The organism is Pantoea sp. WEP, assembly GCF_041678305.1.
GTDB classification, from domain to species: domain Bacteria; phylum Pseudomonadota; class Gammaproteobacteria; order Enterobacterales; family Enterobacteriaceae; genus Pantoea; species Pantoea dispersa.
Map to the genome: position 1 here is coordinate 1,769,266 of NZ_JBGNXB010000001.1, position 23,229 is coordinate 1,792,494.

The window sequence follows — 23,229 nt, forward strand, 5'->3', positions numbered from 1 at the left end:
TCAGCCGATTGTTAAAGTTTGTGTCCGATAAAATGTGAGGAGTGATAGTACACTCTGGAGCTCAATCATGAGCAATGATAATCGAATCAACGCTATTGCCGTTGACATAAACTATAAGTCCACCCAGGAATTTTTTGATGGCCGTGGTAACGCTAATTACATTAACCCACTTAGCGCCACGATGTATCAGGATAATCAGCCTCAACTTGTGGCAGAAAGAGATCGTGCAGAAAAGGTAATTTTAGCCGAGCATATTTCATCTTCTCTCCCAAAACGCGTAATTGAGCTTGGCTGTGGAATAGGGCGATGGAGCTGGTTTTTCGCCGAAATCTCACCAAAAATTGAATATCTCGGAGTTGATTTCTCTGCTTCACTCATCACGCAAGCAGTTGAACACGCACGCCTTAGGCAAGTCCCTAATGCGAGGTTTCAACTCATGTCAGTTACGGATATACAGGATGAGCATCTGAGCCTCACGCCTCCGTTTGATATGATTATTATCTCCGGACTAATGCTTTATTTAAATGATGCTGATTGTTATGCAGTGCTAAGCCATGCTGCCAGACTATGTGCTAAACATGGCCGTATTTATTTACGTGAGCCATTGGCTACAGATGAGCGACTGACGCTTAAAGAATTTTACTCGGAAGAATTAAAACAGAACTATTCCGCCATTTACCGCACCACAACTGAAATGGATGCGATATTGCAATTTGCATTTCCTTCTGATGTTTTCTCATGCCTCGAATGGAAGTCCCCGTTCGGTGATGAACTTGCTAATCGCAAAGAGACCCAGCAACTTTATACGCTCATTAGTCACCGGGGGGATAAATGAACACAGCCTATTGCTTTGATTTAGACGGTACTCTTACTCGCCAGGAACTATTACCTTTAATAGCTACTTCGGTCGGACTGGAGGATGAAATTTCGGTTTTGACTGAGGCGACAATTGCCGGGCTTATTCCATTCGAAAAATCTTTCAAGTTGCGGGTCCGTTTATTAAAGGATTCCAATGTTGCATGGATTCATGAGGCTTTGGAAACACGCGTTGAATTCCAGCCAGAAGTTCTCGATTTCATCAGAAATCATCCTGACCAATGCTTTGTGGTAACGGGTAACTTAGATATTTGGGTAAAGCCGTTATTAGATAAACTGGGAATACAAAGCTTTACATCCATCGCTGAACTGAATGATCAAAGTCAGCTTTGTGGCGTGAGTCATATACTCAATAAATCTGATGCGATTCGACAATTACGGAGTCGATTTGATCGAATCATTGCCGTCGGAGAAGGTATGAATGACGTTCCAATGTTCGAAGAAGCTGACTGGCGGATCGCATTTGGTGCTACCCATGAGCCTAACAAAATTTTGTGTAAGCTTAGCGATTTTATAATTTACGACGGAGGTGCACTATGTCGTCTATTAAACACGCTGTAATAAGTGCAGCAGGTATTGGTTCACGTCTGGGGCTGAACCGCGCAAAGTGTATGGTTGAGGTGGCAGGGAAGACGTTACTCAACTATCATCTTGAACGTCTAAAAAACATTGAAAATGTCTGGATAGTGGTTGGTTTTCAGGAAGAAGATGTTATCAGAGAAGCAAAACGAATCCGTCCCGATTGCCTGTTAGTGCGTAATCCTGATTATATGAAAACCAATACATTGCAAAGTATATGGTGTGTGTCACGTCATTTAAAAGAGCGTTTTTTAATTATCGATGCTGACACAGTGATTCAAGATGAAAGCTTTGAGAAATTTATGGCTGCAACCCAGCAGCATGAGACATTGATAGGCATTTCTGAGTATACAACAAGTGATGGCGTACGAGCATGTCTTAATAAAGATGGCGAAGTTGATTTATTTACAAGAGAGACGACATGCGCGTATGAATGGACAGGTATCGCAATAATCAAGCCTGAAGTTGTTGTTAATGAGCCACTATATGTTTATGAGGCTCTGACGTCTTTTCTACCTATGGCTGCTTTTAATATCAATGCATTTGATATTGACACAATTCAGGATCTGGATATGGCTAAAGATATTATGGTTCATGGTTGGAGGGATTTATGTCATTAATCACTGGAGAAAAACCTCATTCCCTGTCAGACGATCATTCTAGCGATATCGTTAACATGACTTTTTTCGATTTACAGAGTATCCCTGGGCGTAAGAGAAGTTTTGCTGATTTCAGTGCTGGTTATAGTGATCTGGCTATTGAAGCGGCAGTCCATTTCGAGAAGGTTGTCATTATTGATAATCGCATTCCGAATATTAACTTTTTATCATCTAAAATCAAACAATTAAATCTGAATAATATCGATTTGATAAATCAGGACGTTTTGACTTTTAGTTCGAAAGAAAAGTTTGATTGCATAGCCCTTTCCCAGAGTTTAGCAAGCTATGGTGATGAAAAAGCACAGTTGCAAATTCTATTAAGAGTGGCGTCATTACTGAGTGATAACGGTGTTTTACTACTTTCAGGTAGTGAAAAAGAAGTTCGCTCATGCCGTGCTATTGCTGGATTGATTGGTTTTGAGTTTGAGTCATATTTAAAGTCAGCTGATGAAAAGTTATGTGTTGCGTTTCGTTTGCCATCACCGCAAATTTTTCAGGGTAAGAACGATTCTCTGAAGGTGGCTTGTTTTGGCAGTATGCCATTCCATTTTCGCTCTTTAAAACCGTTGGCTAAAATGTTTAGCCAAAGCATTGTGACACTATCTATTGATGAAGTTCTCTCATTTAAGCCAGATGTCATTGCAGTTGCCGATGGCTGGTCTGTTGAGTTCTGGCGTGATTATTGCGATGCTCATAATGTACAATTAATTGGTATGAGGCATGGCTCTGTTACACGTTATGGATTTGCAGAAAGTCAATATAACTATGCTGACTATATGTGTGGCAGTCCCTGGGATATTGAAGATACTCTGCAATCAAATGTGCTGCCTCGTAAAGGATTCATTATTACAGGAAACTCCTGGGTTGATCAGGTCTTTCAAATTGAAAAGAAAAAGATAAATAATGTCAATCCAACAATATTATTCGCGCCAACCTATAATCCAGAAATCAGTGCCGCCGTTTTTTTCGGTGAGCGAGTCGTTGACCTCATTCGAAATATTTATCCTGATTCCAGAATTATAATAAAGCCTCATCCTGCAATTGTGCAACATGAGCATAGTTTTGTTGTCGATAAAGCTATTTTTCGTGACTTAATGAATAAGTGGCGTGAACAATCACAACAAGATCCTTTGGTCGAACTGATTGATGATCCCGAAGCAAGTATCGCTACCAGTTTTGCAGAAGCAGACATTTTACTTGCTGATGCATCATCATTAATTTATGAATTTATGACATTGGATCGGCCCATTATTCTGTATTCTGCAGATGCGAAGGTTGCCCACTGGGAATATAACCCTAATGCACCAGGTAATGCATGGCGAGATATCGGACTTCAATTCAATGATGAAAAAACTTTTATAGCACATCTGAAGGATGCGTTCCGGCTTCATGATAAACTTTGCCGTCGCGCTCAGGCGGACCGCACAGCGTTCTTACATGGTGATTTTCAGGACGGATGTTCTATTAATCGTGTTGCAACAGCAATCGTACAGCAGCCAGCGCTGGATGTAATCATTTATGGCGATAATAGTGACTTTAAGTATAAAAAACGCCTTGCCTCGCAAATTAGCGATTGGCTCGCATTTGCGCGATTTACAATCATAGATGTAAATGCAGATTTTACAGATCTACAGGACTGGCATCACAAACGAGATCAGAAAGTTAATCGTCATCATGCAGTTCTCATGATCAATGCTGATCAGTCAAAAATTCCTGCGAGCGCTCATCAGATTACGCAGGGATTGCGCGAAATGGCACGTGGTAAATTTAGCCGACTGGTGATGCGCACTGACAACGAAATTGCGCTTGCTTTAATGCATATGCATGATGTAGGTAATTTTATCAGCAATAATGATGATGAAAATTTCCTGGAAAAAGCCTGGGACACTGTTAAATTAAATGTTACTCCATTAAATGGAGTCGTACGCAATCCAGGTCAGCATTGGTTTAAAGTAGATAATAATGCACATTTTAGGTTAACACCCGCTATTCTGGGGATTAAACCTGTAGAAGCTAGCGTGTGGCTGAATGTCTCACTTTTTGATCGCGCGGAATATGATCATTTTCCTTTCATCACTCAGATTGAAGTTAATGGTCGGGTCATTAAAGAAGAAGTCATAGATAATATATTCGACCGTGTTCTGATGCTGCCATTTGTGCCCGATGACAGTGGGGTAGCGAATGTACGTATTTTGAGTAGTTCAGGCATCCCAACTGCAAGAGATTTTATTAAAAATGTTGTTTTCTCCATGCGTTCATCACAAATAATGCTGGATGAAATAACCGAAAATGATTCAGGTTTGGATGGTTGGCTGGCAGCACGAAAACCTTCTAATGCTCAGGCTCACTTCATTTCCGAATACGAGCTGGAAACAGCACAGATGACTTATATAAGTTGTCTGGTTGTCGTTAAGGATGCAGATGACAATCTTATTGAAACATTAGAAAACCTAAAGGAATTGGATTCCAGACATAGATCGCTTAAATTGCAGCCGTTAATACTTAACGTGAGTGATAATAAACTGACGTTGAATGACAGTGTTGTTGTTGTGAATTGCGCTCATAAAGAAATTGCAGAAGAGATTAATAAATTAATAAGCGAATATGCCAGTGACTGGTTCATTATCCTAAATGCGGGAGAAAAGCTAACCGATAACGGTGCAATAATTGCTAAATTACAGCTCCCATTAGCAACAAATTGTGCTGCAGTTTATGGTGATGCTGTCCTGATTCAGGATGAAAAAGTGAGTAGTCTGGCTTTTCATCCTGACTTTAACCTGGATTTATTGCTTAGTATTCCAGGAATTATGGCTGATCACTGGTTATTTAAAAGAGAAACATTCATTGAATTGGATGGGTTCTCATCTGATTGGTCAGATGCATTCCAGTTCGAATATATTACCCGAATCATTGAATGTAAAGGCATCGGGGTCGTAGGTCATCTTGACGAGCCTTTCATTATGCGTAAACCCTATGTCCTGCGCTCTTGTATAGAACAACAGCAGGTGCTGGAAAAGCATTTATTACAACGGGGTTATGAAAATGCAGCGGTAGAGAGTCATTCTCCTGGAGTCTGGCGACTAAAATATAATGTTACGCATACACCTTTAGTTTCGATTATTATTCCAACTAAAGATCAATTGCCAATATTAATTACTTGCGTGACAACGTTGCTGGAAAAAACCAGTTATCTGAATTATGAAATTATCATTGTCGATAACAATAGTGAGTTAATCGAAACGCAGGAGTGGTTGAAAGGTATTGCACAAGTCGACCCTGCTCGCATACGTGTGCTTTCCTATCCTTATCCGTTTAACTATTCATCTATTAATAACCTGGCGGTTGAAGCCGCACGGGGTGAATATATTGTTCTTTTGAATAATGATACAGCAATTATCCAGAACGATTGGCTGGAAAATATGCTGAATCACGCCCAGCGTCCTGAAGTAGGAATTGTAGGTGCTAAACTTCTTTACCCTAATGGCCGGATCCAGCATGCAGGGGTAGTGTTAGGACTAAGAGGCCCGGCCGATCATCCATTTATCGGCAGACCTGGTGATGATAAAGGTTATTTGAACAGGCTCATCGCTGATCAAAATTATACTACTGTCACTGCCGCTTGCATGATGGTGAGAAAAGACGTTTATCAGGCTGTCGGTGGACTTGATGAAGAGCGTTTTCGTGTTTCATATAATGATGTTGATTTCTGTCTGAAAGTGCGTGAACAAGGGTATCTGACGGTCTGGACACCTTATGCGACTGTCATGCATGAAGGAAGCGTTAGTCAGAAGAAAGTCGACAAAGCAACACAGGACGCGAAGATTAAACGCTTTACTGGTGAACAGGATTTGATGTACGAAAAATGGTTACCGCTCATCGCGAAAGATCCTTCTTACAACGCGAATCTAACCCTGGGTGGTGAAGGTTTTGAATTGCTTGATGACAGCAGCTATACGTGGAAGCCTGTCTTCTGGAGGGCAGCACCTACAGTGATGGCACATATGGCTGACTTAAGCGGCTGCGGTTATTATCGAATAATCAAACCATTTGAGGCGATGGAAGAAGCTGGATTGGTACAAGGTAAACTTTCTCGTTTACTCATCAATTTGCCTCAGCTTACACAGTACGATGCTGACAGCATTATACTTCAGCGCCAGATTACACCTGAAGCGCATGACTGGATCGCCAGATTGAAGAAGTTTTCACGAGCGTTTAAGGTGTTTGAACTGGATGATTATCTTCCCAATCTGCCGGTTAAAAATATGCACCGTGTGGATATGCCGAAAGATATTGTTAAATCGATCCGGAAAAGCCTGAGTATGGTCGATCGCTTTGTCGTTTCCACACCTGTGCTGGCTGACGCTTTTTCCGGCTATCATCCTGATATTCGAGTTGCTGAAAACCGTTTACCAGTTAATCAATGGGGAAGCCTGAGCTCTTTGCGTGGTCAGGGCAGAAAACCAAGAGTTGGATGGGCTGGTGGTGCCAGCCATACAGGTGACCTGGAGATGATGGTGGATGTGGTTCGCGCATTGTCGGATAGAGTTGAATGGGTGTTCATGGGAATGTGTCCGCCCAGGTTACGACCTTATATTCATGAATACCATACCGGTGTTGATATCGATGCGTATCCAGAAAAATTAGCATCGTTGAATCTTGATCTGGCTATAGCGCCGGTTGAAGATAATTTATTTAACCGCTGTAAGAGTAATTTACGTCTGCTTGAATATGGCGCCTGTGGTTTTCCAGTCATTGCAAGCGACGTTGAGTGTTATCGCTATAACCTGCCAGTGACTTTAGTGCGTAACCGTTATAAAGACTGGGTTGAAGCTATCGAAATGCACCTGAACGATTGTGAAACGTCTTGGCGTATGGGTGATGCGCTGCGCGAGGCAGTAAGAAGTGACTGGCTGTTGACGGGCGAACCGTTAAGGCAGTGGGCAAAGCTCTGGTTGCCTGATTAAGTGAATAAAAAACCCGGTTTAATCCGGGTTTTTTTATGCATGAAGCAAATCAACTATCGCGTTATCAGGCGATAGCTGAACTTTCACTCTGAGGAAAAAAATCTCCGGTAAGTTTATTTTGCCAGTCCGATGCCTCAATCCCCAGCGCCGCTATCCGCGCGGTATTCAGTACGCTGTTTGCCGGCCTTGCCGCCGCCATCGGATATTGCGCACTGCCAATCCCTTTCACCAGCACATCCCGCTGCGCGACCACAAAAATCGCCTGGGCGAATTCGCACCAGCTGACCGCCACATCGCCACAGTAGTGATAAACGCCGGCGGCTTCCGCGCGGGATGCCAGGGTGATAATCGCCTGTGCCAGATCGCCGGCATAGGTCGGGCAGCCAAACTGATCGTTCACCACGCTGATTTCGCTGCGGGTTTCTGCCAGCCGCAGCATGGTTTTGACAAAATTTGCACCGTACTCACTGAACACCCACGAGGTGCGAATCACTAAGGCGTCCGGCAGCACGGAGAATACGCGTTTCTCACCCTCCCATTTGCTCAGGCCGTAGAAATTGATCGGGCAGGGCAGATCGCTTTCGGTATAAGGCGTTTTTTTACTGCCATCAAACACGTAATCGGTGGAGAGATGAATCAAGCGGGCGCCCTGCTGGTGAGCGGCGATGGCGAGATTTTCCGGGCCGATGGCGTTGACCTTCATGGCGCGGATACGGTCGGTTTCTGCCTTATCAACCGCGGTATACGCGGCGGCATTGATGATCACATCGGGACGGAATTTCTTCACCACCCGTTCCACCGCCGGGCGGTCGGTAATATCTAACTCGGCAGAGCCACAGGCCAGCAGGATCCACTCTGCCGGCACCCGATCCAGTAAACAACGGCCAAGCTGGCCATAAGCACCGGTTAACAAAACGCGCATTGCACTAACTCCTGCAGGGAGAGTCCTTGTTGATCTTTTACCGATAGCAGAGGCGTCGCTACCGGCCATTGCACCGCAATTTCAGCGTCATTCCACATCAGGCAGGCTTCATCCTGTGGGTTGTAGTAATCAGTACATTTGTATTCGAAGTCAGCGACCTCGGAGAGCACCACAAAACCGTGTGCCAGACCCGGCGGGATCCACAGCTGGGTTTTGTTCTCTTCAGACAGCTCCAGCCCGGTCCATTGGCCAAAGGTGGGCGAATCCGCACGGATATCGACGGCAACGTCAAATACCGCGCCGCGTACCACGCGCACCAGTTTGCCTTGCGGCTGGGTTTTCTGAAAATGCAGCCCGCGTAGCACGTTACGCGCTGAACGGGAGTAGTTGTCCTGCACAAAATCCAGGTCGATATCCAGCAGTTGCTGATAACGCCGCTTCTCAAAGGTTTCGAGGAAGAAGCCGCGGGCATCGCCAAACACTTTAGGCTGGATAATTTTGACATCAGCAATTTTCGTGGTGATGACCTCCATCTCACTCCTCCACCAGCATCTTCAGATAGTGACCATACTGCGTTTTGCCGAGATAAGCGGCGCGCTTCAGCAGCGATTCGCTGCCAATCCAGCGCTTGCGCCAGGCGATCTCTTCCAGACAGGCAATTTTGAAGCCCTGGCGCTTTTCAATGGTATGAATGAAGTGTGACGCTTCGAGTAAGCTCTCGTGGGTACCGGTGTCGAGCCAGGCAAAGCCACGTCCCAGCACTTCGACGTTGAGCAACCCATCGTCGAGATACATCTGATTGAGGGTGGTAATTTCCAGCTCGCCGCGGGGAGAAGGGCGAACTTCCCGCGCCATGGCGCAGACGTTTTTATCGTAAAAATAGAGGCCGGTGACGGCATAGTTCGATTTTGGCTGTGGCGGTTTTTCTTCAATGGACAGCGCGCGGAACTGCTTATCAAACTCCACCACGCCGAAGCGCTCGGGATCCATCACCTGATAGCCAAACACCGTAGCGCCCTGCGGCCGCGCAACCACGTCTTCGAGCTTTTTACCAAAGCTTTGCCCAAAGAAAATGTTATCGCCCAGCACTAATGCGCAGCGCTCACCGGCAATAAAAGACTCACCGATGATAAACGCCTGCGCCAGGCCATCGGGCGATGGCTGCACCGCGAACTGCAGATTGACGCCGAAATGGCTGCCGTCGCCCAGCAAACGCTGGAATCCCGCCAGATCTTCAGCGGTAGTAATCACCAGGATGTCACGAATGCCTGCCAGCATCAGCACCGAAAGTGGATAGTAAATCATCGGTTTGTCATAAACTGGTAACAACTGCTTCGATACGCCGCAGGTTACAGGATGCAGGCGGGAACCTGTCCCGCCCGCCAGCACTATACCTTTCATCATTGCCTTCCTTATTACGCGTCTCTGCTCTCCACAGAGTCATGCTGTGAGCATACGAGCGCGCAGGAATAATTGATGGCGCGAATAACCGATAAAAAAGCGGGCATTGCCGGGGATAAGCGCAAGGAGAGAAAAGCAGCGCGTGGGCATTCCTGCTGAGCTAAATCAAATTGGGCTGTTGCGCGGCAGACGATTTCCCCTTGCGCATCATAACCTCAAAAAAGTAACCATCCTGTTACAGCCTGGGTGAGAACTGCCGATAACCCTCTTCAGAATCATTCCAATTTTTACGCTCTATTTTTCCTGTTTCTGGGGTGTCTATGCGCTTCAATTATGACTTGTTACCGGGTGAGCAACTGACCTTCGATGAGATCGCGCTGCGCTATGCGCAGCAGCATCCGGAGGAGAAGGAGCTCACCGCCCGCGGGTTGCTCAGCCCGTCAACCAGCTACCGCAACCTGGTGATCCGCGCGCTGTTTGCGCAGGAGGAGCTGAACAGTCCGCTGGAGGATCTGCTGTTCGTCTCCGACGATAACGAGCGCAAAAACTACCTGCGCCGCTTCGAGCATTACCTTAAAAACCAGCAGGCGTTTCTCTATTTTCGTCGTAACGATGAAGCGCGTAAAAGCGGACGCTGGAAAGTGATCGGCGAAACCCGGGTGTACGCGATGCTCGATCCCCGCTCGGCAGAAGCGCAAAACCTGCTCAACAGCCGCGGTTTTAAGCTGGTACTGATGCGTCAGACCGAAGAGGATGAGTACTGGCAGCTGTTTGATCCGCAGGCGCATCCCTGTTTCCCGCTGTCGCGCAAGATCCAGTTCTTAGTGGTGCTCAGCACGCCGCAGCAGAAAATGCCCAGCGCGGTGATGCCGGGTACTGAAGTGGGGCGGCGCGTCAAGGCGAAAGTGTTCCAGCGCGCCAGCCAGGCGGAGTTCAGCGCGGCGGTGAAAGCGCGCTATGGTGCCTGCATTATTACCGGCACGCGCTTAACCGAGCGCCACAGCTGGCCGTGGGTGGAAGCCTGCCATATCGACACCCAGGAGAATGAAGAGGGCTTTCTGGCGGATAACAGCGTCGACAATGGCCTGTTCCTGCGCAGCGACCTGCAGCGGCTGTTTATCAACAAAATGATTAGCATTGACGCAGAAACCGGTCAGGTGCTGTTTAATTCCGCGCTGGAATGCGACGAGTCCATTAGCCCTTTTTATCAGGCGCTTGAGGGCAAAACCTGTGCGCTGTGGGACGCCGTCCCGCCTGGCACAAGGCAGCGGCTGCGTAATCTGCGCTGAACCTGCGCACAATGGCGGTGCGATCCACCGCCATCCATAACAAATTTGAAATAACCTCGCTTTTGCCTGCCTATTCTGCCAATCGAAACCGCTACAGAATTGGATAATCATGCCGATAACTTTATTAACGCAGGGTAGTCAACGTGAACGATCTCTATACCGCCGATGGCGTGATGGATAAACATTCGCTCTGGCAGCGCTACGTTCCTCTGGTGCGGCATGAAGCGCTGCGCCTGCAGGTGCGTTTGCCAGCCAGCGTTGAGCTTGACGATCTGCTGCAGGCCGGTGGTATTGGCTTACTGAATGCCGTGGAGCGCTATGACGCGCTGCAGGGCACCGCCTTTACCACCTACGCCGTGCAGCGTATCCGGGGCGCAATGCTGGATGAGCTGCGCAGCCGCGACTGGGCACCACGCAGCGTACGTCGTAATGCGCGCGAGGTGGCCGGCGCTATGCATCAGGTAGAGCAAGCGTTGGGGCGCGCGGCTACCGAGCAGGAAGTGGCTGAGCGGTTGAATGTTTCGCTGGAAGAGTACCGGCAGATTCTGCTGGATACCAATAACAGCCAGCTTTTCTCGTACGACGAGTATCGGGAAGAACACGGCGACAGTGCGGAACTGGTCACGGAGGGGCATGAGGAAGCCAACCCGTTGCATCAGTTAATGGAAGGAAACCTGCGTGAACGCGTGATTGAAGCGATTGAGGCGTTGCCTGAACGCGAAAAATTGGTGCTCACACTGTACTACCAGGAAGAACTGAACCTGAAAGAGATTGGCGCGGTGCTGGAAGTGGGGGAATCCCGCGTCAGCCAGTTGCACAGTCAGGCGATCAAACGCCTGCGGGCCCGTTTGACGGGAGCGCGCTAACAGACTCAGTTCCTGGGGAACCAAAAATAAAAAAACCGGGGACTCAGCAATGGGAGCCAAAGTTAAAGCCAGACCGTTAAGTCGCTACCTTAAAGACTACAAACACAGCCAAAGCAACTGTTCACACTGTGGCAAAGTTTTAGACCGTATGGCGTTAGTGTTCCGCGGCCAGATCATCAACAAAGAGGCCATCGCACGCATGGATCAGATGATTGACGATCAGGTATGGATGAAACTCCAGCCGGAACTGACGGCGCTGTGCCGTTTCTGCAGCGATATTTTTTGTAATACCCATCCGAATTACTTCGATATCATGGCGTTCAAACAATATCTGTTTGAGCAGACCGAGATGAGTCACAGTACCATTCGTGAATATGTGGTGCGTCTGCGTCGTCTTGATGACATGCTGAAAGCGAAAAATTTCCCGGCAGAAAGGTTACGGGGCAACAGCTGGCATGAGTGTCTGCAAAACGATCTGCCCGATGCGGGCAACAATAACTACCGTATTGCACTGCGCAAATATGACCAGTTCTTAGGCTGGCAGCGCGGCTAAGGGTGATTCAACCCCGGTTACTGGTGAGCATGCCAGCAACCGGGGCGCGTCGCGATCAATTCCGGATGCGACTTTTCTCATCTTCTGCAACACTGTAGGGATAACTGCACATTGCCCGAATGGAGGCTGCATTGTCCTTACATCTTCTGCACCAGTTTCCCCGTCTTGAACTGCTTGGCGCACCGACGCCGTTAGAGCATTTGCCACGCCTGTCTGATTACCTCGGACGCGATATCTTTATTAAACGTGATGACGTCACGCCGGTGGCGCTGGGCGGTAACAAGCTGCGTAAACTGGAGTTTCTCGCGGCCGATGCGCTGCGTGAAGGTGCCGATGTGCTGCTGACCGCCGGTGCGATCCAGTCCAACCACGTGCGCCAGACGGCAGCCGTGGCGGCACGTCTGGGCCTGAAATGCGTGGCGCTGCTGGAGAACCCGATTGGCACCGACGCCGCCAACTACCTGAGCAACGGCAACCGCCTGCTGCTGGACCTGATGGATGTCGAGGTCGTGATGGTTGATGCGCTGCACAATCCGCCGCAGCAGCTGGCAGAGCAGGCAGAACGGCTGGAAGCGCAGGGCTTCCGGCCTTACATTGTGCCGGTGGGCGGCTCGAATGCGCTTGGCGCACTCGGCTACGTCGAATGCGCGCAGGAGATCGCCCATCAAAGCGAAGGCGTGGTGGATTTCGCTGCGGTGGTGGTGGCGTCGGGCAGTGCCGGGACGCATGCCGGGCTGGCGGTCGGTCTGGAACAGCTGCTGCCGAATAGCGAGTTGGTGGGCGTGACGGTGTCGCGCAAGGTCGAGGCGCAGCTGCCGGTGGTGGAGCGCATTCGCAGCGCGCTGGCACAGCAGCTGGAGCTGGAAGCACGTGCGCCGATAACCCTGTGGGATGACTATTTTGCGCCGCGCTACGGCGAACCCAATGACGAAGGCATGGAAGCAGTGCGCCTGCTGGCGCGGCTGGAGGGCATTATGCTCGACCCGGTCTACACCGGCAAAGCGATGGCGGGTCTGATCGATGGCATCAGCCAGAACCGTTTCCGCCGGGAAGGGCCGTTGCTGTTTGTGCATACCGGCGGCGCACCGGCGTTATTTGCTTATCATCCTTCGGTATGAGACAGCAGCAAAAAAAGGTTTATAATCCAGCGGTTATTACAAAGAGCACATGCCGGAGCGGCACCCTTTATTGCGAGATAAAGCACGCCGCGCCCAAAATGTGCGTTAATTAACCATAAGCACACAACACATCACAATAATGGGGTAAACATGGCTTTCTCTCCGATTCGTCGCCAGCTGGTGATGGGAATGATGGCGGTCGCACTGGTGGCGGGCGTGAACGTAAAAAGCTTTGCGGCAGAAGATTTGCTGGCGCAGGTCAAGAGCAAAGGTGAGCTGCGCGTCGGGCTGGAAGGCACCTATCCGCCGTTCAGCTTCCAGGATGAAAACGGCAAGCTGACCGGTTTTGAAGTCGAGTTTGCCCAGGAGCTGGCAAAACACCTCGGCGTGAAAGCGGATCTCAAACCGACCAAATGGGACGGCATGCTGGCCTCGCTGGATTCCAAACGTATCGACGTGGTGATCAACCAGGTGACCATCTCCGACGAGCGCAAGAAGAAGTATGATTTCTCCACGCCGTACACCATCTCCGGCGTGCAGGCGCTGACGCTGAAGAAAAACGCGGGCTCCATCACCAAACCGGAAGATCTGTCCGGCAAGAAAGTCGGCGTGGGTCTCGGTTCTAACTATGAGCAGTGGCTGCGCGACAACGTCAAAGGCGTCGATATCCGTACCTATGACGATGACCCGACCAAATATCAGGATCTGCGTTCAGGCCGCGTGGATGCCATTCTGGTCGACCGCTTAGCCGCGCTGGATCTGGTGAAGAAAACCGGCAATACCATGGCGGTGGCGGGCCCGGCCTTCTCCCGTCTGGAAGCGGGCGTGGCACTGCGTAAAGGCAATGAATCGCTGCTGAAAGCGATTGATGGTGCCATTGCCGACATGCAGAAGGATGGCTCGCTGAGCAAGCTGTCTGAGAAGTGGTTCGGCGCGGACGTCACGAAATAATGCAGGAAAGTTTACAGCTGGTGCTGGATTCAGCACCTTTTCTGCTGAAGGGCGCGCTGTTCACGCTGCAGCTGAGTATCGGCGGGATGTTCTTCGGCCTGATACTCGGCTTCGTGCTGGCGCTGATGCGCCTGTCACGCTTCTGGCCGGTTAACTGGCTGGCGCGTTTTTATGTGTCGATCTTTCGCGGCACGCCGCTGATTGCCCAGCTGTTTATGATCTACTACGGTCTGCCGCAGTTTGGCATTGAGCTCGACCCGATTCCATCGGCGATGATTGGTTTGTCACTTAACACCGCGGCCTATGCCTCGGAATCGCTGCGTGGCGCGATTGCGGCTATTGAGCGCGGTCAGTGGGAAGCTGCGGCCAGTATCGGCATGACGCCGTGGCAGACGCTGCGTCGCGTTATTCTGCCGCAGGCGGCGCGCACCGCGCTGCCGCCGCTCGGTAACAGCTTTATCAGCCTGGTGAAAGATACCTCGCTGGCGGCCACCATTCAGGTGCCGGAGCTGTTCCGGCAGGCGCAGCTGATCACCTCGCGCACGCTGGAAGTGTTCACCATGTATCTGGCGGCCTCGCTGATTTACTGGGTGATGGCCACGGTGCTGTCGGCGCTGCAAAACCGGCTGGAAGCGCACGTCAATCGTCAGGATCGGGAGGCAAGATGAGTGCAATTGAAGTCCGTCAGCTGGTGAAACAGTTTCACGGCCAGACGGTGCTGCACGGTATCGACCTCGATGTCGCGCCCGGCGAAGTGGTGGCGATCATCGGTCCGAGCGGCTCAGGCAAAACCACGCTGCTGCGCAGTATTAATCTGCTGGAAGTTCCGGAAAGCGGCCAGGTCAAAGTCGGTGACATCAGCATCGACGCCAGCCTCGGCCTGCATAAGCAGAAGGATAAAGTGCGGCAGCTGCGCCAGCAGGTCGGCTTTGTGTTCCAGAGCTTCAACCTGTTCCCGCACCGTTCGGTGCTGGAGAACATCATTGAAGGGCCGGTGATCGTCAAAGGCGAAGCGAAGGCGGAAGCCATTGCGCGCGCGCGCACGCTGCTGGAGAAGGTTGGTCTGCACGGTAAGGAAGAGAGTTTTCCACGCCGGCTTTCCGGCGGTCAGCAGCAGCGCGTCGCAATTGCCCGGGCGCTGGCGATGCGTCCGCAGGTGATTCTGTTCGATGAGCCAACCTCGGCGCTGGATCCTGAACTGGTGGGCGAGGTGCTCAGCACCATCCGCGCGCTGGCGCAGGAGAAACGCACTATGGTGATCGTTACGCATGAGATGAGCTTCGCGCGTGACGTCGCCGATCGCGCCATCTTTATGGATCAGGGGCGTATTGTGGAGCAGGGCCCGGCTAAAGCGCTGTTCAGCAATCCGCAGCAGGCACGCACCCGGCAATTTCTCGACAAGTTTCTCAATCAATAATCTCTCCGGGCCGGTTCGCTGGCCCGAATTATTTTTCCTCTAGCAAAATATTAAATACCGCGCTTACCTTTTTGACGCATTAATAAATTTATTTCCCGGCGATATAATTAATGCTGGTTTACTCCGCTGCGGAATGTTCTTAATTTCCACGCGGCATTACGTGCGCGGCGCACCGTCAATTTATGCCATGAAGGCTTAAATAACAGCTATTCACGGCTAACCCGCCGGGCGGTCAATTTATCTCTGGTACTGTAAAGTATTGTTATATCAGGACCAGCGAAAAAGTTTTAGGAGTTTCGCTAGAGTCAGCCCCTGCTGCTTGTTGAATAATCGTTGAATAACCATAAAGGCTTCACTGCCTGTTTCTTCATTCTTCTCCTTTAAGACCTACACCGCAGCAGGAGTCAAAAATATGAATAACGCCAGGAAAGAAGATATTGCATGGGTGAATACCCTGAAAGGGGTGTGCATATTGCTGGTGGTGCTGTATCACACCGTATTACCCGGCTTTGAAGGCACGGTTAAATATCTCAGCGCCGGCTGGATCCCGGCGGAAATATGGGTGCAGTTTAATACGGTGTTATCACCGTTGCGTATGCCCGCCTTTTTCTTCGTCTCCGGCCTGCTTGCCACCAACGGCATTCTCAACCGACCGTGGAAACAGGTATTTACCAGCCGCATTACCAATCTGTTCTATCTCTATGTGCTGTGGGGCTTTATTCAGTGGTGGTCGATTGTCGGCATTTCGACTGAAATCACCGGCCAGCGTATCTCGCAGAACCTCAACGCGGCTTACGCCGGTTCGCTGCTGGAGTTCCTTAAGCTGACCTTCCTGGCGATGAGTACCTCGTGGTACCTGTACGGTCTGGCGATCTACTTCCTGTGCGCCAAAATCTTCCGTCATCACAAAGTGGCGCTGCTGGTGGCGGCGGTGGTGCTGAATTATCTGGCGGTGGAGAAGATCATTCCCTACTGGGGACCGCAGAGCGTGGCACAGTATTTCCTGTTCTTCCTGCTGGGCGCGTTCTGGAGCCCGCTGATGTTGCGCCTGAGTCAGCTGCGCCGCGAGAACCTTCTGCCGTGGGCCGCGCTGGCGGCGCTGTCCGGTCTGCACGTGATTTTTGGCCTCGATAAGAGCCTGTTTATGTGCATCATCGCGGTGCTGGTGAGCGTGGCGGCGTGCCGCTGGCTCAACGCGCACTTCAGCATGCGTTACTTCAACTGGATTGGCCGCAACACGCTACAGATCTACGTTATCCACCGCATTTTTATTGAGTTCTTCGGCATGTCAGCGATTCTGTTTGCGCAGCGCCATCATCTGTTTGAGCAGGCGTGGTTTGCGCTGCTGTGGGCGTGCTTCTATCCGCTGGCAATTGTCGGTATCTGTTCGCTGTGTTCGGTGGCGGTGTGGTCACTGACCAACCGCGGGCTGGGGCAGTCACTGTTTGTGTTCCCGACGCTGATTGGTTTGAAACGCAGTAAGTCGGTGGCATGATGTGCGCTGATAAGGTTTAAAGTGGTACAAAAACGACGGCACGTTTCGTAGCGGCGCGATTCATCGCACAATGAATAGCGCCGCTACGGCCTTATTGCAACTTGCGGTGTCCTTCACCGATCTCCATTACGCCATCCATGGCGATCCTGCTTTACTTAACCGATAGTCATCAGGCTGGCGTTGCCGCCAGCGGCGGCGGTATTGACGCTCAGCGAGCGCTCAATCAGCAGACGTTCCAGCAGCAGATTGGTCTCGCCGCGGGCAAAGCCCTGCACGGACACAATCGCACCTTCGCGGGCGGCAATCTGTTCGCACAGGCTGCGCAGCTGATCGGCATCGCCGTGATAGATCACCGCATCAAACTCTGCCGTCAGCACATCTTTCGCCAGCGTGATGCGTGCCTGCACCGCGGCCGGCAGCGACTGGCGCAGCGTCCGGTGCAGTTCGTCATCCTGCCACAGTGCCTGGCTACCGACGCTGGTGACCGCCGCCAGCTGAATCAGTGCATCCTGCTGATTGTCCGCGATACACAGTACCCGATCGCGCGGCAGCAGCGTAAAGGTATTGCGCTCACCGGTCGGGCCTGGCAGCAGTCGCACGGTCCCGGCCTGGCTCAGCGCAGCGTAACGCTGACACAGCGCCAGCAGCTCCGGCTTATCCTGTGCCCAGCTCTGCAATGCCTGATGCGCGCTCAGCAGCGTGGTGCGCACGCTGCTGTCCACCGGCCGTTCGGCATCCTGACGATCAAAGGTAATGCGCAGGGCACCGTCCGGACGATGGGCCAGCAGGCGGTAGAGATAGAGCGGACCGCCGGCTTTCGGACCGGTGCCCGACAGGCCTTCGCCACCGAACGGCTGCACGCCAACCACCGCGCCAACCATGTTACGGTTAACGTACAGGTTGCCGACTTTCGCCCCGGCCGTCACCTGCGCAATGGTTTCATCGATTCGGGTATGCACGCCGAGCGTCAGGCCATAGCCCGAGGCGTTGATCTGCTCAATCAGCTGCGGCAGGTTGTTGCGCGCAAAGCGCACCACGTGCAGCACCGGACCGAACACCTCTTTATCCAGATCGCTGACCTGGTCGAGCTCAATCAGCGTCGGTTTGATAAAGGTGCCGCTGTGCCACTCTTTGCTGTCCTGCGGATGCTCCTGCACCGCCTGATACACAGTAAAGCCTTTATTGCGCATCGCCTGGATATGACGCTCGATGTTGGCTTTGGCTTCAGCGTCGATCACCGGACCGACGTCGGTCGACAGACGCTCCGGATTGCCCATGCGGCATTCGGCCATGGCACCACGCAGCATCTTCAGCGTGTGGTCAGCCACATCGTCCTGGATGCACAGCAGACGCAGCGCCGAGCAGCGCTGGCCGGCGCTGTCAAACGCGGACGCCACGATATCTACCACCACCTGTTCGGTGAGCGCTGAAGAGTCGACGATCATGGCATTCATGCCGCCGGTTTCGGCGATCAGCGGCGTCGGGCGACCCTGCGGATCGAGGCGCCCAGCCAGGTTGCGCTGCAGCAGGGTGGCGACTGCGGTTGAGCCGGTGAACATCACGCCGCGCACCCGCTCGTCGCCGGTCAGCTGCGCACCCACCGTTTCGCCCTGACCGGGCAGCAGTTGCAGCACGCCGGCCGGTACGCCGGCATCCAGCATAATCTGCACCGCCTGCGCGGCAATCAGCGGCGTCTGCTCGGCGGGTTTCGCCAGCACGCTGTTGCCCGCTGCCAGGGCGGCGGCAATCTGGCCGGTGAAGATCGCCAGCGGGAAGTTCCACGGGCTGATGCACACTACCGGACCGAGCGGGCGATGGGTTTCGTTATCGAAATCGTCACGCACCATGCCGGCGTAGTAATAGAGGAAGTCCACCGCTTCGCGCACTTCGGCAATGGCGTTGTTGTAGGTTTTGCCTGCCTCACGTACCAGCAAACCGATCAGCTGCTGCATCTGATCTTCCATCGCCTGGGCGGCACGCTCAAGGATCGCGGCGCGCTCCTGCGGCGGCGTGGCGAACCAGATCGGTCCGGCATTCACCGCGGCATCCAGCGCACAGGAGACCTCTTCAGGGGTGGCTTCCCGCACGCTGCCGACGATATCCGCCGGCGTGGCCGGGTTGATCACCGCGCGGCTGCTGCCGCTACCCAGCTCGCCATCAATGATCGGCTGAGCCTGCCACGGCTGGCTGGCGCTGGAGAGCAGGGCGCTGGAGAGCGACGCCAGGCGGTGTTCGTTGGCCAGATCCAGACCGGCAGAGTTAACACGCTTGTCGCCATACAGATCGCGCGGCAGCGGAATCTTCGGATGCGGCAGGCCAATGGCGCCTTCTGCGACACCCATTTTTTCTACTGCAGCCACCGGATCGGCCACCAGCTCGTCAATCGGCAGCGTGTTGTCAGCGATGCGGTTGACGAACGAGGTATTGGCGCCGTTTTCCAGCAGGCGACGCACCAGGTAGGCCAGCAGCGTTTCGTGGGTACCGACCGGCGCATAAATCCGGCACGGCCGGTTCAGCTTGCCATCGGCCACTTTGCCCACTACCTGCTCGTACAGCGGTTCGCCCATGCCGTGCAGGCACTGGAACTCGTACTGGCCAGGATAGTAGTTGTTGCCCGCCAGCTGGTAGATCGCCGCCAGCGTGTGGGCGTTGTGGGTGGCAAACTGCGGATAAATCAGGTTAGGCACCGCCAGCAGTTTACGCGCACAGGCGAGGTAGGAGATGTCGGTGTACACCTTGCGGGTGTAAACCGGATAGCCTTCGAGGCCTTCCATCTGCGCGCGTTTGATTTCGCTATCCCAGTAAGCGCCTTTCACCAGACGGATCATCAGACGACGGCGGCTGCGCTGCGCCAGATCCACCAGCGCATCAATCACAAACGGACAGCGCTTCTGATAAGCCTGAATCACGAAACCGATGCCGTTCCAGCCTTCCAGCTCCGGCTCAAAACAGAGTTTTTCCAGCAGATCGAGCGACAGCTCCAGGCGATCGGCTTCTTCGGCATCGATGTTGATGCCGATGTCATACGAGCGCGCCAGCAGCGTCAGCGATTTCAGGATCGGGTAAAGTTCTTCCATCACCCGCTCATACTGCGCGCGGCTGTAGCGCGGATGCAGCGCCGACAGCTTGATGGAAATGCCCGGACCTTCATAAATGCCGCGCCCGTTGGAGGCTTTACCAATGGCGTGAATCGCCTGCTGATAGGAGATCAGATAGGCTTTGGCATCGCTGGCGGTGAGTGCCGCTTCGCCCAGCATGTCATACGAGTAGCGGAAGCCTTTCTCTTCCAGCTTGCGCGCGTTGGCCAGCGCCTCGGCGATGGTTTCGCCGGTGACGAACTGTTCGCCCATCAGGCGCATCGCCATATCCACGCCTTTGCGGATCAGCGGTTCGCCGCTCTTGCCGATGATGCGGTTCAGCGATTTCGACAGGTTGGCTTCATTGTGCGTGGAGACCAGACGCCCGGTAAACAGCAGGCCCCAGGTGGCGGCGTTGACGAACATCGACGGGCTGCGGCCCAGATGGGACTGCCAGTTGCCGTTGCTGATTTTATCGCGGATCAGCGCATCGCGGGTGGGCTTGTCAGGAATACGCAGTAGCGCTTCCGCCAGGCACATCAGCGCCACGCCTTCCTGCGACGAGAGCGAGAACTCCTGCAGCAGGCTTTGCACCATGCCGGCGCGTCCGGTTGCCCCTTTTTGGTGCCTTAGCTTGTCCGCCAGGCTGTATGCCAGCTGGTGGGTTTTCTCTGCCAGCGGGGCAGGGAGACGCGCCTGCTCCAGCAGCATCGGCACCGCATCGGTCTCCGGACGACGCCACGCGGCGGTAATGGCCGAGCGGCTGACCGACTGCGGCAAAATGTGTTCGGCGAAGTCGAGGAAAGGCTGGAAACTCTCTTCCTGTACGCGCTCATCGTCTGCGGCATCATTCAGCTGCAGCGGGATCTCCGCCAGCGTTTCTCCCGCTTCCAGCTGGCCGAGATAGTTAAAAATTGCCTGCTTGATCAGCCAGTGTGGCGTGCGGTCAATCTTTTGCGCCGCCAGTTTAATGCGATCGCGGGTGGCTTCATCCAGCTTCACCCCCATGGTGGTGGTTCCCATGATTTCCTCGTCCTCAAAGTGTGAATCAACTTCAGCGTGGGCTGCACTATCACTCATGTTGCAACTTTGTGCAACCGTGTTAAATGTGACCCCGGTTGCACGTTTTTAACCGGCTTTTTTGTTAACGCAGCAAAAGCGGCACAGAACTTGCTGCAAGAATCTCGCCAGAGTTGCAACCCACTGCAACAGGACGCCTCCTGGCTGATATCAGGTGCAACTTAAAATGTGAACAGGCGCAACCTGTGAGCATGAAAAACGCAAAGTCAGGTGAAACCCAGGTAACAGCTGTGTTAAATGCATTGTGCGCGTCGCACCTTTGCGGCAGGATACCGCGCCTTATGAGAAATCGCTTTCTCTGGATGCGGTAAAGCCCTGACGTTATCCCGTTCCGGTAACGCAGGAAAAAGATTTCTCTTAAGAGATCAAATAATAAGTGGAGAGACAGATGACAGTAAGTACACCGATGCTGGTGACATTTATCATTTACATCCTCGGGATGGTGTTGATTGGTTTTATCGCGTACCGCTCAACCAAAAACTTTGACGACTATATTCTGGGCGGTCGCAGCCTGGGCAGCGTGGTGACCGCGCTGTCGGCCGGGGCCTCGGACATGAGCGGCTGGCTGCTGATGGGACTGCCGGGCGCGATTTTTCTCTCCGGGATCTCTGAGAGCTGGATTGCCATCGGCCTGACGATTGGCGCGTGGCTGAACTGGAAAATTGTTGCGGGTCGCCTGCGCGTGCAGACCGAGCATCACAATAACGCTTTAACCCTGCCAGACTTTTTCACCAGCCGCTTCGAAGACCACAGCAAAATTCTGCGCGTCATCTCGGCACTGGTCATCCTAATCTTCTTCACCATTTACTGTGCCTCGGGCGTCGTGGCGGGTGCGCGCCTGTTTGAAAGCACTTTCGGCATGAGTTATGAAACCGCGCTGTGGGCTGGCGCGGCAGCAACCATTCTTTATACGCTGGTGGGTGGCTTCCTGGCGGTGAGCTGGACCGATACCGTACAGGCCAGCCTGATGATTTTTGCCCTGATTCTGACGCCGGTGATTGTGATTATCGCCGTCGGTGGCCTGGATGATTCGCTGGCCGTGATTGAAGCGAAAAGCCTGGAAAACCTCGATATGCTGAAGGGCCTGAACTTCGTGGCGGTGATTTCACTGCTCGGCTGGGGCCTTGGCTACTTCGGCCAGCCGCATATTCTGGCGCGCTTCATGGCCGCAGACTCGCACCGTTCAATCCGTACCGCACGCCGCATCGGCATGGCCTGGATGATCCTGTGCCTGGCCGGTGCCGTCGCGGTGGGCTTCTTCGGCATCGCCTATTTCCAGAACCATCCGGATCAGGCAGCGGGCGTGAGCGAAAACGGCGAGCGCGTGTTTATCGAGCTGGCACGTATTCTGTTCAATCCGTGGATCGCCGGTATTCTGCTGTCAGCTATTCTGGCGGCGGTGATGTCGACCCTGAGCTGTCAGCTGCTGGTGTGCTCGAGCGCACTGACCGAAGACCTGTATAAAGGTTTCCTGCGTAAAAATGCCAGCCAGAAAGAGCTGGTATGGGTTGGCCGTTTAATGGTGCTGGTGATCGCGCTGGTGTCGATTGCGCTGGCCTCCAACCCGGAGAACCGCGTGCTCGGCCTGGTGAGCTACGCCTGGGCAGGCTTTGGTGCCGCATTCGGTCCGGTGGTGCTGTTCGGCGTGTGCTGGAAGCGCATGACGCGCAACGGCGCGCTGGCCGGCATGATTATCGGTGCCGCCACGGTGCTGATCTGGAAGCAGTACGCCTGGCTCAATCTGTATGAAATCATCCCGGGCTTCCTGTTTGCCAGCATCGCGATTGTCTTGGTAAGTCTGGCCGGTCGCGAACCGTCGGCTGAAGCGCAGCAACGTTTTATTGCTGCCGAAGCGGAATACAACACCAAATAACGGTGATGGCCTGAGTAAAGCGGGGAGCGCGTGTGCCGTGCTCCCCGCACTGTTAGTGTCACGTCCTCTGCGCGCGATTTATCGCCTAATCTGTCACTCCACCCTGACT

General features: G+C 52.7%; 17 protein-coding genes. 13 read left to right on the top strand and 4 right to left on the bottom strand.

What is annotated here, in order from left to right; translation table 11 throughout:
• Positions 1-67: 67 nt before the first annotated feature.
• The 4 genes from ABVR31_RS08105 to ABVR31_RS08120 are packed head-to-tail and all read left to right on the top strand — an operon-like array spanning position 68 to position 7,078.
• Positions 68-835, top strand: coding sequence for a class I SAM-dependent methyltransferase (locus tag ABVR31_RS08105; RefSeq protein ID WP_336698399.1), 768 nt, complete (start codon positions 68-70; stop codon positions 833-835).
• Positions 832-1,437 carry an HAD family phosphatase gene (locus ABVR31_RS08110; RefSeq protein WP_336698401.1) on the top strand — a complete coding sequence of 202 codons (606 nt, stop codon included), beginning with the start codon at positions 832-834 and terminating at the stop codon, positions 1,435-1,437. Before ABVR31_RS08105 ends, ABVR31_RS08110 begins: the two co-directional genes overlap by 4 nt.
• On the top strand, positions 1,413-2,075 hold the full coding sequence (locus tag ABVR31_RS08115; protein WP_372772367.1) for an NTP transferase domain-containing protein: 663 nt from the start codon (positions 1,413-1,415) through the stop codon (positions 2,073-2,075). The genes ABVR31_RS08110 and ABVR31_RS08115 overlap by 25 nt, the downstream gene beginning before the upstream one ends.
• The gene (locus ABVR31_RS08120) at positions 2,066-7,078 is read left to right on the top strand and encodes a glycosyltransferase (protein ID WP_372772369.1); all 5,013 of its coding nucleotides are present in this window, start codon (positions 2,066-2,068) and stop codon (positions 7,076-7,078) included. The genes ABVR31_RS08115 and ABVR31_RS08120 overlap by 10 nt, the downstream gene beginning before the upstream one ends.
• Positions 7,079-7,142: 64 nt before the next feature.
• Here ABVR31_RS08120 and rfbD read toward each other — a convergent pair whose 3' ends face one another.
• The 3 genes from rfbD to rfbA are packed head-to-tail and all read right to left on the bottom strand — an operon-like array spanning position 7,143 to position 9,401.
• On the bottom strand, positions 7,143-8,000 hold the full coding sequence (gene rfbD, locus ABVR31_RS08125) for a dTDP-4-dehydrorhamnose reductase (protein ID WP_372772371.1): 858 nt from the start codon (positions 7,998-8,000) through the stop codon (positions 7,143-7,145).
• Positions 7,985-8,533, bottom strand: a complete 549-nt coding sequence (gene rfbC, locus ABVR31_RS08130; protein ID WP_021509897.1) for a dTDP-4-dehydrorhamnose 3,5-epimerase — start codon at positions 8,531-8,533, stop codon at positions 7,985-7,987. The genes rfbD and rfbC overlap by 16 nt, the downstream gene beginning before the upstream one ends.
• A 1-nt stretch (position 8,534) precedes the next feature.
• A complete protein-coding gene (rfbA, locus tag ABVR31_RS08135) occupies positions 8,535-9,401 on the bottom strand; it encodes a glucose-1-phosphate thymidylyltransferase RfbA (RefSeq protein ID WP_088517720.1) in 867 nt (288 codons plus the stop codon).
• A 320-nt stretch (positions 9,402-9,721) separates the two neighbouring features.
• Between rfbA and ABVR31_RS08140 the strand changes: the two genes are divergently transcribed.
• The 8 genes from ABVR31_RS08140 to ABVR31_RS08175 all read left to right on the top strand — a co-directional run bounded on the left by ABVR31_RS08140 (position 9,722) and on the right by ABVR31_RS08175 (position 17,090).
• Positions 9,722-10,690 carry an HNH endonuclease signature motif containing protein gene (locus ABVR31_RS08140; protein WP_088517721.1) on the top strand — a complete coding sequence of 323 codons (969 nt, stop codon included), beginning with the start codon at positions 9,722-9,724 and terminating at the stop codon, positions 10,688-10,690.
• A gap of 143 nt (positions 10,691-10,833) precedes the next feature.
• On the top strand, positions 10,834-11,556 hold the full coding sequence (locus ABVR31_RS08145; RefSeq protein ID WP_021509900.1) for an RNA polymerase sigma factor FliA: 723 nt from the start codon (positions 10,834-10,836) through the stop codon (positions 11,554-11,556).
• A gap of 49 nt (positions 11,557-11,605) precedes the next feature.
• Positions 11,606-12,109 carry a flagella biosynthesis regulatory protein FliZ gene (gene fliZ, locus ABVR31_RS08150; protein WP_031280184.1) on the top strand — a complete coding sequence of 168 codons (504 nt, stop codon included), beginning with the start codon at positions 11,606-11,608 and terminating at the stop codon, positions 12,107-12,109.
• 131 nt (positions 12,110-12,240) lie between these two features.
• Positions 12,241-13,227 (top strand): D-cysteine desulfhydrase, encoded by a 987-nt coding sequence (locus ABVR31_RS08155; protein ID WP_150057838.1) that lies wholly within the window; start codon positions 12,241-12,243, stop codon positions 13,225-13,227.
• 150 nt (positions 13,228-13,377) lie between these two features.
• Positions 13,378-14,178: a cystine ABC transporter substrate-binding protein gene (gene tcyJ, locus ABVR31_RS08160; protein WP_021509903.1), complete on the top strand. Its 801-nt coding sequence runs from the start codon at positions 13,378-13,380 to the stop codon at positions 14,176-14,178.
• On the top strand, positions 14,178-14,846 hold the full coding sequence (gene tcyL / locus ABVR31_RS08165) for a cystine ABC transporter permease (RefSeq protein ID WP_058757420.1): 669 nt from the start codon (positions 14,178-14,180) through the stop codon (positions 14,844-14,846). The genes tcyJ and tcyL overlap by 1 nt, the downstream gene beginning before the upstream one ends.
• Positions 14,843-15,595 carry an L-cystine ABC transporter ATP-binding protein TcyN gene (gene tcyN, locus ABVR31_RS08170; RefSeq protein WP_372772374.1) on the top strand — a complete coding sequence of 251 codons (753 nt, stop codon included), beginning with the start codon at positions 14,843-14,845 and terminating at the stop codon, positions 15,593-15,595. Before tcyL ends, tcyN begins: the two co-directional genes overlap by 4 nt.
• A gap of 412 nt (positions 15,596-16,007) precedes the next feature.
• A complete protein-coding gene (locus ABVR31_RS08175) occupies positions 16,008-17,090 on the top strand; it encodes an acyltransferase family protein (RefSeq protein ID WP_141495303.1) in 1,083 nt (360 codons plus the stop codon).
• A gap of 155 nt (positions 17,091-17,245) precedes the next feature.
• Here ABVR31_RS08175 and putA read toward each other — a convergent pair whose 3' ends face one another.
• Positions 17,246-21,190: a trifunctional transcriptional regulator/proline dehydrogenase/L-glutamate gamma-semialdehyde dehydrogenase gene (gene putA, locus ABVR31_RS08180; RefSeq protein ID WP_372774002.1), complete on the bottom strand. Its 3,945-nt coding sequence runs from the start codon at positions 21,188-21,190 to the stop codon at positions 17,246-17,248.
• Positions 21,191-21,635: 445 nt separating this feature from the next.
• Here putA and putP point away from each other — a divergent pair, with 445 nt between their 5' ends.
• Positions 21,636-23,120 carry a sodium/proline symporter PutP gene (gene putP / locus ABVR31_RS08185; RefSeq protein ID WP_372772376.1) on the top strand — a complete coding sequence of 495 codons (1,485 nt, stop codon included), beginning with the start codon at positions 21,636-21,638 and terminating at the stop codon, positions 23,118-23,120.
• Positions 23,121-23,229: the final 109 nt, after the last annotated feature.

Bases quoted from the DNA above. Each gene is read 5' to 3' on its own strand.
- putP (WP_372772376.1), top strand. From the start codon at position 21,636: ATGACAGTAAGTACACCGATGCTGGTGACATTTATCATTTACATCCTC.
- ABVR31_RS08120 (WP_372772369.1), top strand. From the start codon at position 2,066: ATGTCATTAATCACTGGAGAAAAACCTCATTCCCTGTCAGACGATCAT.
- ABVR31_RS08140 (WP_088517721.1), top strand. From the start codon at position 9,722: ATGCGCTTCAATTATGACTTGTTACCGGGTGAGCAACTGACCTTCGAT.
- putA (WP_372774002.1), bottom strand. From the start codon at position 21,190: ATGGGAACCACCACCATGGGGGTGAAGCTGGATGAAGCCACCCGCGAT.
- tcyL (WP_058757420.1), top strand. From the start codon at position 14,178: ATGCAGGAAAGTTTACAGCTGGTGCTGGATTCAGCACCTTTTCTGCTG.
- ABVR31_RS08115 (WP_372772367.1), top strand. From the start codon at position 1,413: ATGTCGTCTATTAAACACGCTGTAATAAGTGCAGCAGGTATTGGTTCA.
- ABVR31_RS08105 (WP_336698399.1), top strand. From the start codon at position 68: ATGAGCAATGATAATCGAATCAACGCTATTGCCGTTGACATAAACTAT.
- tcyN (WP_372772374.1), top strand. From the start codon at position 14,843: ATGAGTGCAATTGAAGTCCGTCAGCTGGTGAAACAGTTTCACGGCCAG.
- tcyJ (WP_021509903.1), top strand. From the start codon at position 13,378: ATGGCTTTCTCTCCGATTCGTCGCCAGCTGGTGATGGGAATGATGGCG.
- ABVR31_RS08175 (WP_141495303.1), top strand. From the start codon at position 16,008: ATGAATAACGCCAGGAAAGAAGATATTGCATGGGTGAATACCCTGAAA.
- rfbC (WP_021509897.1), bottom strand. From the start codon at position 8,533: ATGGAGGTCATCACCACGAAAATTGCTGATGTCAAAATTATCCAGCCT.
- rfbD (WP_372772371.1), bottom strand. From the start codon at position 8,000: ATGCGCGTTTTGTTAACCGGTGCTTATGGCCAGCTTGGCCGTTGTTTA.
- ABVR31_RS08110 (WP_336698401.1), top strand. From the start codon at position 832: ATGAACACAGCCTATTGCTTTGATTTAGACGGTACTCTTACTCGCCAG.
- rfbA (WP_088517720.1), bottom strand. From the start codon at position 9,401: ATGAAAGGTATAGTGCTGGCGGGCGGGACAGGTTCCCGCCTGCATCCT.
- fliZ (WP_031280184.1), top strand. From the start codon at position 11,606: ATGGGAGCCAAAGTTAAAGCCAGACCGTTAAGTCGCTACCTTAAAGAC.